Annotated in this window: 12 protein-coding genes; 3 read left to right on the top strand and 9 right to left on the bottom strand. The window is 70.0% G+C overall.

Going from position 1 to position 12,980, the window contains the following annotated elements; all coding sequences use genetic code 11:
* The coding region (locus tag AUL34_RS18575) for a hypothetical protein (RefSeq protein WP_156420995.1) at positions 1 to 395 on the bottom strand (395 nt) is incomplete at its 3' end.
* Positions 396 to 633: 238 nt separating this feature from the next.
* On the opposite strand from AUL34_RS18575, the gene AUL34_RS18570 reads away from it, so the two are divergent.
* Positions 634 to 960, top strand: coding sequence for a helix-turn-helix transcriptional regulator (locus tag AUL34_RS18570; RefSeq protein ID WP_061937118.1), 327 nt, complete (start codon positions 634 to 636; stop codon positions 958 to 960).
* Positions 961 to 1,107: 147 nt separating this feature from the next.
* Here the strand turns inward: AUL34_RS18570 and AUL34_RS18565 are convergent, their stop codons facing one another.
* Positions 1,108 to 2,124 carry a hypothetical protein gene (locus tag AUL34_RS18565; RefSeq protein ID WP_061937115.1) on the bottom strand — a complete coding sequence of 339 codons (1,017 nt, stop codon included), beginning with the start codon at positions 2,122 to 2,124 and terminating at the stop codon, positions 1,108 to 1,110.
* A gap of 377 nt (positions 2,125 to 2,501) precedes the next feature.
* Here AUL34_RS18565 and AUL34_RS18560 point away from each other — a divergent pair, with 377 nt between their 5' ends.
* Positions 2,502 to 3,695 (top strand): TniQ family protein, encoded by a 1,194-nt coding sequence (locus tag AUL34_RS18560; protein WP_061937112.1) that lies wholly within the window; start codon positions 2,502 to 2,504, stop codon positions 3,693 to 3,695.
* Positions 3,696 to 3,781: 86 nt separating this feature from the next.
* Positions 3,782 to 4,192 (top strand): hypothetical protein, encoded by a 411-nt coding sequence (locus AUL34_RS18555; protein WP_061937109.1) that lies wholly within the window; start codon positions 3,782 to 3,784, stop codon positions 4,190 to 4,192.
* Positions 4,193 to 4,444: 252 nt separating this feature from the next.
* On the opposite strand, the gene AUL34_RS18550 is transcribed toward AUL34_RS18555, so the two are convergent.
* The 7 genes from AUL34_RS18550 to kdpA all read right to left on the bottom strand — a co-directional run bounded on the left by AUL34_RS18550 (position 4,445) and on the right by kdpA (position 12,974).
* Positions 4,445 to 4,669, bottom strand: coding sequence for a hypothetical protein (locus AUL34_RS18550; RefSeq protein ID WP_156420994.1), 225 nt, complete (start codon positions 4,667 to 4,669; stop codon positions 4,445 to 4,447).
* The gene (locus tag AUL34_RS18545; protein ID WP_082653481.1) at positions 4,666 to 4,992 is read right to left on the bottom strand and encodes a PRC-barrel domain-containing protein; all 327 of its coding nucleotides are present in this window, start codon (positions 4,990 to 4,992) and stop codon (positions 4,666 to 4,668) included. Before AUL34_RS18545 ends, AUL34_RS18550 begins: the two co-directional genes overlap by 4 nt.
* Before the next feature lie 11 nt (positions 4,993 to 5,003).
* Complete coding sequence (locus AUL34_RS18540; RefSeq protein ID WP_061937100.1) at positions 5,004 to 5,681, bottom strand: response regulator; 678 nt, start codon at positions 5,679 to 5,681, stop codon at positions 5,004 to 5,006.
* A complete protein-coding gene (locus AUL34_RS18535) occupies positions 5,678 to 8,350 on the bottom strand; it encodes a sensor histidine kinase KdpD (protein WP_061937097.1) in 2,673 nt (890 codons plus the stop codon). The genes AUL34_RS18540 and AUL34_RS18535 overlap by 4 nt, the downstream gene beginning before the upstream one ends.
* 126 nt (positions 8,351 to 8,476) lie before the next feature.
* Positions 8,477 to 9,085 carry a potassium-transporting ATPase subunit KdpC gene (kdpC, locus tag AUL34_RS18530; RefSeq protein WP_061937095.1) on the bottom strand — a complete coding sequence of 203 codons (609 nt, stop codon included), beginning with the start codon at positions 9,083 to 9,085 and terminating at the stop codon, positions 8,477 to 8,479.
* A gap of 24 nt (positions 9,086 to 9,109) precedes the next feature.
* Positions 9,110 to 11,164 carry a potassium-transporting ATPase subunit KdpB gene (kdpB, locus tag AUL34_RS18525; RefSeq protein ID WP_061937092.1) on the bottom strand — a complete coding sequence of 685 codons (2,055 nt, stop codon included), beginning with the start codon at positions 11,162 to 11,164 and terminating at the stop codon, positions 9,110 to 9,112.
* Between the two features lie 100 nt (positions 11,165 to 11,264).
* Positions 11,265 to 12,974, bottom strand: coding sequence for a potassium-transporting ATPase subunit KdpA (gene kdpA, locus AUL34_RS18520; RefSeq protein WP_061937089.1), 1,710 nt, complete (start codon positions 12,972 to 12,974; stop codon positions 11,265 to 11,267).
* Positions 12,975 to 12,980 lie beyond the last annotated feature (6 nt).

Below are 12,980 nucleotides of genomic sequence, written 5' to 3'. Positions count from 1 at the left end.
CCCGACGCGAGCGACGAGACGTCGGCGCGCGTGAGGACGGGGACCCAGGTACCGGTCACGGGGACGGGCGGGGTCTCCGCAAGGCGGGGCCGCTCCGCGCCGAAGCGCGAGCACGGCATGAAGACCGCCCGGCATTCGAGGCCCGGGGAGGGGAAGCGCCCGGCCCCGCAACCCGCCAGGACGGCGAGGTCGAAAGCCGGGCAGCGCGCCGCCTCCGGCCAGAGCCCGATGTCGAAGTCCAGGATGAGATGCCCGCCATGGTGCTGGCCGGGGATCGGCGCCCGCGGCGCGGCGGCGCCGGGCCAGTCCGCGTTCGCGGCGTCGACGCCGGGCAAGGATTGGGGCATGATGGCCGCAAGGACCGGAAGGTCGGGATCGTGGATCCCCCGGGCCACCCTGAGTCCGGTCGCCGCGAACCCGGCGGCGGCAAGTGCGGAAGCGCACGAGGCGCTCGGGAGATCCCGTTTGGTGAAGAACGCTATGACTGCCACGGTTGTCCTCTACTCTACGCTGGAAATCCGGGCCGCGGCTCTGTCGTGCCGCCGCGGGCATTCGTCTGCTCGGCTGCTGCATCCTTGCGTTGTGGTTGACTAAAGTGATGCATGGTGTGTCACTTAGAGTCAACGGTGATTCGTGAGCGGTGTTGAAACGGCGCAAGCCGACGCTGCCGACGACCTCCCGATCGACGGGATCTCATGCCGCGGTGCGCGCGCGATGCTGGGCATCTCCCAGAAGGAACTCTGCGCCGACGCGGAATGCAGCCGGAAATTGCTGAACGACTTCGAGAACGGCATCCGCCGGCCGCATCGGCGGAACGTAGAGCGGATCCGGGCTGCCCTCGAGACGGCGGGCGCCTCCTTCGTGTTCGACGGGGCGAAGGTCGGGGTGTTGGTCGACCCCGCGCGCGTCTCGTCGAGGACGGCGCGCGGCAGGACCATGGGCGAGCGCGAGAGCGCGTGATCGCGTCACCTTCTCGGAAGGCCGGTACCGGCGTTCGGATGCCGCTGCGCCGATGGGCGCCCGGACCGGGCGCGCCGCCGATCAGGCGGGCGTCACGCAGTCCACCACGCTGAGCATTCCCAAGGGGCGCTCGTGCGGTGCGCCTGTCTAGGACACGACCGCGAACCGGGTCGGCCGCTCGCCCCGCAGTTCCAGGGCCGCGATCGCGTCCCTCACGAGGGCGTTCTTGCGGATGCGACGCGAAGGCGGGACGGTCTCCGCGATCTCCCCGATGGTCGTTGCGGTGAGGTCGACGATCTCCTCTCCGCGCTTCGCCGCCAGCCAGTCTCCGACCACCGACGACGTCACGAACCTGGGTCCGTCGGCAAGTGCGACGACCACGAAGCGAAGCGGCGAGCGCTCGATCTCGCCGAGCGCCTGCGTCAGCGGAGTTTCGGGAGGGAGGGCGGCAGGGACGGGCTTCATCATCGAGCCGACCGGGCCCGCCTTCACGACAGCGTTCGGTCCTTCGCGCAGCACCCTGGGCAAGGTCGAATGGTGCGTCATCCAGGCGGCCGTTCCCTTGCAGACGAACCCGGTGAGCTTTCGGACGTCCGCATGGTGCTTCGAGAGGTCGAGCCTGAGGATTGGCTCCAGATGGCCGATGCGGTTGCGCAGCGTGATCGCCTTCTCGAGAAGGTCGACGAGAAGGGTGAGCTTGTCCTCCAAGGAGAGGGCTGCGGGAAGGTTGGGCACGAACTGTCCCAACCTGGTCCGCCAAAGCTCCTCGACGTACCGCGCCTGGAGGATGGCGGTCCAGAACCCGAAACTAACGTTTCCCACGATCCTGCTGGACGAATTGCCGACCTTCGAGCGTGCCTCGTCGAGCTTGCCGAGCGTCTTGGCGGCCGCAAGTTGACGGAATGCCGGATCGGTGGGCCAGTTCGCACCCCAGCGGTCGCAGAGCGCCCGGTTGATCCCGCTCCTGACCGTGACCTCGGCAATCTCCAGGGGGAACCTCATGGCTTTCGAAAGCCGCGCGTTCCAAAGGTACAGGTGCAGCGCTCGCTCGAGGTCGTGTCCGGCGCCGGTGACGTAGTTCGCCAGCCGCTGCCCGCTCAGGGCGGCCTCGATCTCCCGCAGGTTCCCGGCCGTGTAGTCGAACGCCAGTTGACTCTCTGCCATGCCTGTCCTAGCTTCCGCCCTGCAATCGTGGTGTCGCGTCGCAACCCGAACGCCCACGAAGTACCTAGATCCCCGGGACAGGCGTTCAGCGCCCCTCCCGGGGTTTCGCCTTTTATGGGGCGGAATTACGCGGCGCAAGCGGCTGCCAGGCAGCATGGCGCTGGTCTTGAGCGACTCCTCGGTCCCTGCGTCCGATGCGCTTGCATCGTTTCCCGGTTGCCGGAGCGGCCTGCCCGCGTGCCGTTCCTCACGCTGCTCCCGGTCTTCGGGGTTCCGCTCGGCCCGTCTCGTGGCCGCGCCATGCCTGTCGGTCCGCCGTCTCAATCCTTCGTTCAGCCACGACGTGCTCGAAAGGGCCAAACGATGGGATTCGCATCATGGACTCGTTCGACCGATTCCCCCTCCGGGTACGCCCCCGCGATGGCGAGCCCGCGATCGCCGCGCTCGGGCGGACGTGCCTGCGCATCGGCCTCGCGAGCGAGCGCGAACTCGCGGCGATGTTTGCCCTCCGGCTGAACGACGTGGCGCGCGGCAGGGCGAACGCCAGGCTGGCCGTGCTGATGGAGCTGTCGGAACGGGAGGCCGGGACGCTGGCGTCCTGGACTCCCTCGGACATCGGGAACACGCGCGTGACGCTGCGCGGCGAGGTGCTGAGGACGCCCCACGACATGACGCTGGGCATCGGGAGCGGCCGGCGGGTACGCGCCTGTCCCGAATGCCTGCGGGCGGACCTCGCCGACCGTGACGGGGGACCCAAGGTGCAGAGGCCGTACGTGCGCGCGTGGTGGAACGTGCTGGACGTCTACACCTGCCCGATCCACCTCTGCACCCTGTCGGCGGTGTCGGGCGGGGGGCGCGTCCTCGCTCCCGACCGCTCCGACGAGGCGAGGCTTCGGGCCTACTGGGGCGGCCTCTGCGAGGCTCCGGCCGCCGCCGTCCCGCCGTCCGACACAAGCGCGGACGGCTACCTCCTGGGCCGCCTCGGCGCGATGCCCCGCGTGGATGTCCCGTTCCTGGACGCGCTGCCGTTGGGCGAGGCCTCCGCGGTTCTCAACTGGGTCGGCGAGGTCGTCGTTAGCGGGGCGCGGGCCAACTACGCGCGCGGGCTTCCGTTCGACCAAGCCGCCGACCTGCGCTCCAGGGGACTGGAAGCCTGCCTCGACTGGCCGAACGGGATGAACGCCCTTCTGCGCACCCTGCAAGAACGCGCGCCCGCCAACGTCCGCGGGCTCAAGGGGCGGTTCGGACGGTACTACTCAAGGCTCTACGACGACCGGGGCGCACGCGCGGATCAGGAGGTCAGGGCGGTCCTCCGCGACGCGATGCGCGCCTACATCGTCGAGCACGTCCCTTTGGATCTCGGCGAGACGGTGTTCCGCGATGGCGTCGAGGCCGGTCGCCGGATCACCGCGGGACACGCGGCGAAACTGCTGGGCATCCGACCCAAGGAGATGCTGGCGCTCGCGCGGGCGGAGGGTCTGCTCGCGGATGGTGACACGGACGGACACCTCTACGGGCTCCTGCGCGAGGACATCGAGGGAAGGCTCCACGGAACGACCGCCGCGGCCTGAAATGCTTGCCGCCCGCAGCGGGGCGTTGGCGCCGCTGGTCGCTTGCGGTGCCGAGCGGAAGGTTTCCTCCAAAGCAGGAGGAATTCATGAAGCCGCCCGGGAAGCTGAACATCGACTTCGTCAACCAGCGCATGGGACGTCGGTACCCTACCGAGAGGACCCGCGACTACCCGCGCATGGTCGTGTCATCGACGCACCTGACGCCAGAGGACGCCGAACTCCTGCAAGGTTCCCGCTGGGGCGATCCCCAGAACGTCGTCGACTCGGATAACGGGTTCACCCTGCACAGGGTCGGTCTCTGGACACATCGGCACGAAACCGAATTCGAGGCCAGGATGGCCGAGCTCTCGGAACTCGGCCACTCGGACGGCTTCGTCGCGGCCATGCGCATGGCCCGCCAGAAGGGCGCGTGGACGTTCCGCTTCGACGACCATGCCGACACCATCGACGACCTCCCGCTGGGCGGTTACGAGCCGGGCATCCGGCCGGGGCGTTGAGGTGTCGCACTGGGCTTCCAAGCGCCCGGAATCGGCAGTTAGTCTAATCCCGTTAGAAGCCGTAGGGCGGTCAGCCTAATCCAATTAGCCTTTTTCCAATCCCTTTCAGGATTCGGCTAAGCGATTGACGTTGCTGAGGGGTCGAACGGCCTAATTCCTTTCAGCCACATGCGTTGAGGGTAAAGGCTGGCTTTTCCGCACCGGGGTTCGATACGGATTCCCAGCCGCCCGATCATGGGGTGGCGAGCACGTCTATCGGGTCTTGAACTCGGGGGCGGCCAGCAGCTCGGCCCGGGAGAGGTCGCTGACGAGGCGTCGCGTTCGCGCGTCGCCCCGCTCCGGGGCGCCGCCCGCCATCAGGGCGTCGAGGGTCGCGGCCAGGCCCCCTTCATGCGCGGCTCTGTCGCCAGGCACTGTCGCCCGATCCCCCTCGGGATGGACCGCCCCGATCGGGACGGCCACCGTGCGCGTGGTCACGCCGAGGACCAACCGACCCGGACCGCGAGCGCGACCACGCGAAGATCGCGGTCCAGGACCGCGTCGCCGACCGTGCCGAGGCGTTCGCCCTGCCGGTCGATCACGGCCGCTCCGATGAGGGCGGAGGCCATCGTCTCGTCCGGGCCCGGCGCCATGCGTGTGCCGAAGCGAGGGGCTGCCCTGTCCGCCGTCCCGGCGCAAGCGGCCGGATCCCGGCAGTCCGCCACGGCCCACGCGCCCGCAAGGAGGGCGCCGCCGATCAGCAGCATCCCGGCACGGGCACCGGGCGCCGTTCCGGCCCGACGTCGGCGTGTGGGCTCCATGTCGTCCTCCTTTAGACCAGTCGGTACCCGATCCCGGGCTCGGTCAGGATCAGGCGCGGCGCCGCAGGGTCCTCCTCGAGCTTCTGGCGGATCTGCCCGACATAGACGCGCAGGTACTGCGTGTTGCCCTCGTTGGCCGATCCCCACACCTCGCGCAGGAGATGGGCGTGGGTGACGACCTTGCCGGCGTTCTGGAGGAGTACGACGAGCACGTCGAACTCGCGGCGCGTCAGGCGGACCTCCGTGCCGGACTTGCGCACCACGTGGGCGCCGAGATCGACCTCCACGTTCCCGGCGACGAGGACCCCCTGGTCCGTCCTCGGCCTGGCATGCCGGAGGGCGGCCCGGAGCCTTGCCATCAACTCGCCGACGCCGAACGGCTTCTCGACATAGTCGTCGGCGCCGAGGTCGAGCGCCTGCACCTTCTCGGTCTCGCGGTCGCGCGCCGACAGGACGACGATCGGCACGGCGGACTCGTGCCGAAGGCGGCGGATGACCTCCTTTCCGTCGAGGTCCGGCAAGCCGAGGTCGAGGACCACCGCGTCGGGCTGCCTGTCCGCCGCGAGCTTCAGGGCGTCCGCCGCCGTCAGCGCCTGGACGACGCGGTAGCCCTCGGCCGTCAGGACGGGCTTCAGGAAGCGGTGGATCGCCGGCTCGTCGTCGACGACGAGGATGGTCTGCTGGGTCATGGGGTCGCCGCGCGCTCGGATGGCAGTCGGATCAGGAAGGCGGCCCCGCGCGGGCGGGACGCGTCGGGCCGCAGGAGCGCGACGGTGCCGCCATGCGCCTCGACGATGCCCTTGGTGATGGCAAGGCCGAGACCCGCGCTGTCGCCGCCGTCGGCGGCCGAGGTGCGCAGCCGCGTGAACTTCTCGAAGACGTGGTCGCGCAGGTCCGCCGGGATGCCGGGCCCGTCGTCGGAGATCTCGATCGCGACGCCGCCGGGTTCGGCCCGGGCCCGAAGCGTCACGGTGGCGTTCGCCCCCGCGTGCTTGACGGCGTTGCCGACGATATTGCCGACGGCTTGGTCGAGCAGCGTCCCGTCGCCGAAGGCAAGGATCGGCTCGGGCGGAAGGTCGACGGAGAACCGCTGCGGCGCGCCGCGCCTGCGGGCCTGGTCGACCTGCCTGTCGAGCATCTCGCGGATGTCGACCCAGTCCTTCGTGATCTCGAGCGCCCCGGCCTCCAGCCGTGTCATCGACAGGAGGTTGCGGACCATCTGGTCGAGGTGGCGCGCCTCGTCTCGGACCTGCGCGAGAAGGTCGTCGCGGGCAGTGGCGTCGAGCCGGTCGCGGTACTCGATCAGCGCGGTCGCGGCCCCAAGGATCGAGGAGAGCGGGGTGCGGAAGTCGTGGCTGATCGAGGCGAGGAGGATGTTCCTCACACGCTCGGTCTCGGCCGCCGTGCGCGCGCTGCGCACCTCGGTCGACAGCAGCGCGCGCTGGAGCGCGGCGGCGGTCTGCTCGGCGAGCGCCGACAATAGGGTCCTCACCTCGGCGTCAAGAGGCTCCGCACCCGGCGGCCTCTCGATCCCGAGGACGCCGACCTTGCTGTCCTGGACCGCCAGGGGGAGAAAGGTCCAGCCGCTGGAGGGAAGCGTCTGCGTGCCCGCGCCGGCCTTCTCGCCGTGCTCGTGCGCCCAGCGCGCGGCGGTGCGGGCGGGAACGTCGAGCCGGTCGTCGGGCGGCCAGGCGGCGGCGATCGCGAGGTCCGCACCATCGGACCGCAGGATCGTCACCGCGCGTCCGATCGCGGCATTGATCTCGGTGGCGGCGGCATCGGCGACGGTGCCGACGTCGGGAAGCGCGGACAGGGTGCGCGTGAACTCGTAGAGGCGCCGGGCGGCCCTCGTGCGGCGCGCCGAGGCGCGCATCTGCTCGCGGGCCTGGCCGGCGACCGCGGAGATCGCGACGGCGATGATCAGGAAGATCACCAACGCCAGGACCTCGTGCGGCCGTGCGACCGTGAACGTGCCCCGCGGATCGATGAAGAAGAAGTTGTAGGCCCCGAACGACAGGAACGAGGCGAACACCGCGGACCAGACGCCGTAGAGGAGCGCGGGCGCGAGAACCGCGAGCAGGTAGAGCATCGAGACGTTGGGCAGCGAGACGTAGCGGACGAGCTCCGTGCCGAGAAGGGTCGCAAGGCCGACGAAGGCGACGGCCGCTGCGTAGCCGACCGAACGCCCGACCTCGGGCCAGCGCCATTCCCGCGGCGGTGCCGCCTCGCTCTCGGTGAGAACCAGCACCGAGACACCCCTCGCACCCCCCACGAGGGCATCGGCGAGATTGCCTTCCGACCACGGGAGCTTCAGGCGGCGGGACCGCGCCTTGCCGACCACGATCTGCGTGACGTTCTCGAAGCGCGAGAAGCGCAGGATCTCGGCCGGCAGGTCGCTGGCGACCAGGCTGTGCGTCTCGGCGCCGAGGCTCTTGGCGAGTTGGAGGGAGGCATCGAGACGCGACGCATCGTTCGGATCCGGCGTCGTGCCCGGCCGCTCGATGGTCACCGTGAACCAGGGCGCGTCGAGAAGGTCCGCGAGGCGCTTGCCCTCGCGCACGAGGCGCTCGGCCTGCCGGTCGGGGCCGATGCAAACGAGAAGCCGCTCGCCCGCCGCCCAGGGACCCTCGATCGCGCCGCCCTGCATGCGCTCGACGAGGTCCGAGTCGACCTGGGCGGCGACCTGGCGCAGCGCCAGTTCGCGCAGCGCGGTGAGGTTGGATGGCTTGAAGAAGTTCTGCGTGGCGCGGGTGGCCGTGTCCTCGACATAGACCTTGCCCTCGGCGAGCCGTCGGATCAGCTCGTCCGAGGGCAGGTCGACCAGCACGATCTCGTCGGCGACCTCCAGCGTCGTGTCGGGCACGGTCTCGCGCACGCGCACGCCCGTGATGCGCTGGACGACGTCGTTGAGGCTCTCGACGTGCTGGACGTTCATCGTGGTCCAGACGTCGATGCCCGCCTTCAGGCATTCGGCGACGTCCTGCCAGCGTTTGGGGTGGCGCGAGCCGTCGACGTTGGAATGAGCGTACTCGTCGACCAGAAGCAGCGAGGGGCGGCGCGCGAGCGCGGCGTCGATGTCGAACTCCGGCACCAGCCGCCCGCGATAGGGAATCGACTTGCGCGGAAGCACCTCGAGGCCGGCGACCATGCCTTCCGTGTCGGCGCGCCCGTGCGTCTCGACGATGCCGACGAGGACGTCGCGTCCCCCAGCCCTGGCGGCACGCGCCGCGCCCAGCATGGCGTAAGTCTTGCCGACGCCGGGCGCGGCGCCGAGGAACAGGCGCAGCTTGCCCCGTCCCTCGCGCTCGGCGTGGGCGAGGAGGGCATCCGGTGAGGCTCGGGGCGCGTCGTCCTGCATCGTCGTCGGTCCGGATCTGGCCGGGGGCCGGTCGGCCGACCCGGGAACGGGGTTCGGCGCGGGGGGAGAGCCCCCCGCGCCGTCTGCGCAAGCGTTGCGGTCCGGCTGTCCGGACCGCGCCAGGCGTCAGTTCGCGGGCGTCGCGGCCGAGGCCGTCGGGATGCCCGCGGCCGGAGCGGCCGCGTCGAGTGCAAGGTTCACCGCGAGGACGTTGACGCGCGGCTCGCCAAGGACGGCCAGCGTACGGCCGGTGGTGTTCGCGGCGATGATGCCTCGAACCGCATCCGCCTGCACACCCCGTGCCTGCGCGATGCGGGCGACCTGAAGCTCGGCGAAGGCCGGCGAGACGTCGGGGTCGAGGCCCGAGCCCGACGTCGTGATCGCGTCGGCCGGCAGGATGACGGCGCCGGTGGCTTGGCGCATGGCGTCGCCGTCGGTCTTAAGGCGTTCGGCGAGCTTGGCGCTGGTGGGGCCGAGGTTGGTGCCGGACGAGGCCGACGCGTCGTAACCGTTGCCGGCCGCCGACGGGCGCCCCTGGAGGTACCCCGGCTGCGTGAAGGCCTGGCCGATCAGCGAGGAGCCGACGGGCCGGCCGTCGCGCATCACGAGGCTGCCGTGCGCCTGCGCGGGCATCGCCGCGCCTGCGATCGCGGTCATGGCGGCGGGGTAGAGGAGGCCGAGAAGGACGGTGAGGAGGCCGAGGAGGGTCGCCGCGGCGCGAAGTTGCGAGAGCATGGTCGTGCTTCTTTCGGGTACGGGTTACGCCAAGCCGAGGGCGGAGACCGCGAGGTCGATGATCTTGATGCCGACGAAGGGCACGAGGATGCCGCCGAGGCCATAGATCAGGAGATTGCGGCGCAGAACGGTGGCGGCATCCATCGCCCGATAGGGCACGCCGCGCAGCGCCAGCGGGATGAGCGCCACGATGACGAGCGCGTTGAAGATCACCGCCGAGAGGATCGCGCTTTCCGGCGTCGCGAGGCGCATGACGTTGAGGACCCCGAGCTCGGGGATCGCCGTGATGAACAGCGCCGGGATGATGGCGAAGTATTTCGCGACGTCGTTGGCGATCGAGAAGGTGGTGAGGCTCCCACGCGTCATCAGGAGCTGCTTGCCGATGCCCACGATCTCGATGAGCTTGGTCGGATCCGAATCGAGATCGACCATGTTGCCGGCCTCGCGGGCGGCCTGCGTGCCGGTCTGCATGGCGACGCCGACATCGGCCTGGGCGAGCGCCGGCGCGTCGTTGGTGCCGTCGCCGCACATGGCCACCAGCCGGCCCTGCCGCTGCTCGTTGCGGATGTAGTTCAGCTTGTCCTGGGGCGTGGCCTCCGCGATGAAGTCGTCGACGCCGGCTTCCCCAGCGATCGCGGCGGCGGTGACCGGGTTGTCGCCCGTCACCATTACGGTGCGGATGCCCATGCGGCGGAGTTCCGCGAAGCGCTCCTTGATGTCGGGTTTCACGACGTCCTTGAGGTGGATGACGCCGATGTAGCGGCCGTTCTCGGCGAGCCCCAGCGGCGTGCCGCCGCTCTTGGCGATGCGCTCCACGGCGGCGGTGAAGGCGGCGGGCTCGGCGACCTCGTGTCCGGCCGTCTCGCGCACGAACTTGCGGATCGCATCGACCGCGCCCTTGCGGATGGTCTTGGACCCGAGATCGACGCCCGACAGGCGGGTGGCGGCGGAGAAGGGGATGAAGGTCGATCCCTCCTGCGGCGTGTCCGGCACGGCGACGCCGTAGGTCTCGCGCGCCAGGACCAGGATCGAGCGCCCTTCCGCCGTCTCGTCGGCAAGCGAGGCCTGCACCGCGATGTGGGCGGCTTCCGTCTCCGTCACGCCTTGCACCGCCACGAACTCGGAGGCCATGCGGTTGCCGAAGGTGATCGTGCCGGTCTTGTCGAGAAGCAGCGTGTCGACGTCGCCCGACGCCTCGACGGCCTTGCCCGACATGGCCAGCACGTTGTGGCGGATCAGGCGGTCCATGCCGGCGATGCCGATCGCCGACAGGAGGCCGCCGATCGTGGTCGGGATCAGCGTCACGAGAAGCGCGACGAGGATCGGCACGGAAACCGCCGCGCCCGCATAGGACGAGAGGCCCGTCAGCGTGACGACGGCGATCAGGAAGATCAGCGTCATGCCGACGAGAAGGATGGTGAGCGCCAGCTCGTTCGGCGTCTTCTGCCGCTCGGCGCCCTCGACCAGCGCGATCATGCGGTCGAGGAACGAGGAGCCGGGCGCTGCCGTGATGCGCACGACCAGCCAGTCGGAGACGACCGTCGTGCCGCCGGTGACGGCCGAGCGGTCGCCCCCCGCCTCGCGGATCACGGGCGCGGACTCGCCCGTCACCGCCGCCTCGTTCACCGAGGCGATGCCCTCGACGATCTCGCCGTCACCCGGCACGAGGTCGCCGGTCTCGACCAGCACGTGGTCGCCGACCTTCAGGTCGAGCGCCGACACGGACTGGATGGCGCGGCGGTCCTTGCCCGAGGCCATGCGTTTGGCCACCGTGTCGGTGCGCGCCTTGCGCAGGCTATCGGCCTGGGCGCGGCCGCGCCCTTCCGCGATGGCTTCCGCGAAGTTGGCGAACAGCACGGTGAACCAGAGCCAGGCCATGATCTGGCCGGTGAAGAGGAGCGGGTTGCCGGCGAGGAGATCGCGCACGAAGAGGACGGTGACGACGGCCGCCACCACCTCGGTGACGAAGATCACCGGGTTGCGCATCAGCGCGACGGGATTGAGCTTTCGGAAGGCGTCGACCGTGGCCCGGCCGACGAGGTCGGGCCGGAAGGTGGACGTTGCGGCTTTGGCAGACATGGGAGGTGTTCCTTGTTGCCGGGTCCTCTGGGAGGACCGACGAAGAATGGGGACGGTTCGGAAGGGTCCCCGCCTGCACGGCGGAGCCACGCCTGGAGCGTCAGAAGGTCTTGCCCGCCAGCATCTGCACCTGCTCGGCGATGGGGCCGAGGGCGAGGGCGGGGAAGAACTGGAGGCCGCCGAGGATCAGGATGATGCCGGCGAGCAGCCCGACGAAGAGCGGTCCGTGGGTCGGGAACGTGCCGGCGGAGGGCGCGAGCTTGGTCTTGCCGACCAGCGATCCGGCGATCGCCATCATCGGTACGATATAGGCGAAGCGGCCGAGCAGCATGGCGAGCCCCAGCGTCGTGTTCCACCAGGGCGAGTTCGCCGACAGGCCGCCGTAGGCCGAGCCGTTGTTGCCGGCCGCCGAGGTGTAGGCGTAGTAGATCTCCGACAGCCCGTGCGGGCCGGCGTTGCCGAGGCCCGACAGCGCCGCCGGCAGCACGGCGGAGACCGCCGAGAAGCCGAGTATCGCGGTGGGCAGGATGAGGATCGCGAGCACCGCCATCTTCATCTCCTTCGCCTCGATCTTCTTGCCGAGATATTCCGGCGTGCGGCCCACCATGAGCCCCGCCACGAAGACCGAGATGATCGCGATCACCAGGATGCCGTAGAGGCCCGAACCGACGCCGCCCGGCAGGATCTCGCCGAGCATGATCAGCACCATCGGCACCATGCCGCCGATCGGCGTGAAGGAGCCGTGCATGGCGTTGACGGCGCCGTCCGACAGGCCGGTCGTCACGGAGGCGAAGAGGCTTGACGCGGCTATGCCGAAGCGGACCTCCTTGCCCTCCATGTTGCCGCCGGCGGGATCGAGGCCAGCAGCGGCCAGAACCGGCGTGCCCGCGGCCTCGGCCCAGTAGCAGACCGCCGTCGCGCCGACGAGCAGCAGGCCCATGACGCTGAGGATGGCCACCGCCTGCCGCCGGTCGCCGATCAGCCGGCCGAAGGCGAAGACCAGTGCCACCGAGACCACCAGCATCTGCCAGATCGTCAGCGCGTTGGAGAGCGGCGTCGGGTTCTCGTAGGGATGCGCGGCGTTGGCGTTGTAGAAGCCGCCGCCGTTGGTGCCGAGCTGCTTGATCGCGATCTGCGAGGCGACGGGGCCGAGCGCCAGCGTCTGCGGCTGGCCTTCCAGCGTCTCGACGGTGGCCGAGGCGTCGAGCGTCTGCGGCGTGCCCATGGCGACCTGCCAGAGGCCCGTGACGATCGCCAGCGGCAGGAGGACGTAGAGCGTGGCGCGCGTCATGTCGGTGAAGAAGTTGCCGACGGTCTGGGCGCCCGAGCGGGCAAAGGCGCGCACCAGCGCGACGGCGAGCGCGATGCCGGTCGCTGCCGACAGGAAGTTCTGCACGGTCAGGCCCGCCATCTGGCTCAAGATGCTCATCGTCGTCTCGCCGCCGTAGGACTGCCAGTTCGTGTTGGTCACGAAGGAGACGGCGGTGTTGAAGGCGAGGTGCGGCGAGAGGCCCGCGAAGCCCTGCGGGTTGAGCGGTAGGAAGGCCTGGAAGCGCAGCAATAGGTACAGGAGCAGGAAGCCCGCGCCGTTGAAGGCGAGCATCGCCAGCGTATAGCCGAGCCAGCCCTGCTCACGGGCCGGGTCGATGCCCGACACCTTGTAGAAGCCGCGCTCGACGGGGCCGAGGACGGGCGAGAGGACGTTGCGCTCGCCCGCGAAGACGCGGCCCATGTAGGCGCCGAGCGGAATGGCGAAGGCGACCACGGCCGCCAGGATGAGAATGATTTGCAGCCAGCCATTGAGAGTCATGGCACG

This window comes from Aureimonas sp. AU22, assembly GCF_001463745.1.
Taxonomy (GTDB): Bacteria; Pseudomonadota; Alphaproteobacteria; order Rhizobiales; family Rhizobiaceae; genus Aureimonas.
The sequence above is the reverse complement of the archived record's forward strand: the minus strand, read 5'-3'. Positions and strand labels throughout refer to the sequence as shown.

Bases quoted from the DNA above. Each gene is read 5' to 3' on its own strand.
- AUL34_RS18565 (WP_061937115.1), bottom strand. From the start codon at position 2,124: ATGGCAGAGAGTCAACTGGCGTTCGACTACACGGCCGGGAACCTGCGG.
- AUL34_RS18560 (WP_061937112.1), top strand. From the start codon at position 2,502: ATGGACTCGTTCGACCGATTCCCCCTCCGGGTACGCCCCCGCGATGGC.
- AUL34_RS18555 (WP_061937109.1), top strand. From the start codon at position 3,782: ATGAAGCCGCCCGGGAAGCTGAACATCGACTTCGTCAACCAGCGCATG.
- AUL34_RS18545 (WP_082653481.1), bottom strand. From the start codon at position 4,992: ATGGAGCCCACACGCCGACGTCGGGCCGGAACGGCGCCCGGTGCCCGT.
- AUL34_RS18540 (WP_061937100.1), bottom strand. From the start codon at position 5,681: ATGACCCAGCAGACCATCCTCGTCGTCGACGACGAGCCGGCGATCCAC.
- AUL34_RS18535 (WP_061937097.1), bottom strand. From the start codon at position 8,350: ATGCAGGACGACGCGCCCCGAGCCTCACCGGATGCCCTCCTCGCCCAC.
- kdpC (WP_061937095.1), bottom strand. From the start codon at position 9,085: ATGCTCTCGCAACTTCGCGCCGCGGCGACCCTCCTCGGCCTCCTCACC.
- kdpB (WP_061937092.1), bottom strand. From the start codon at position 11,164: ATGTCTGCCAAAGCCGCAACGTCCACCTTCCGGCCCGACCTCGTCGGC.
- kdpA (WP_061937089.1), bottom strand. From the start codon at position 12,974: ATGACTCTCAATGGCTGGCTGCAAATCATTCTCATCCTGGCGGCCGTG.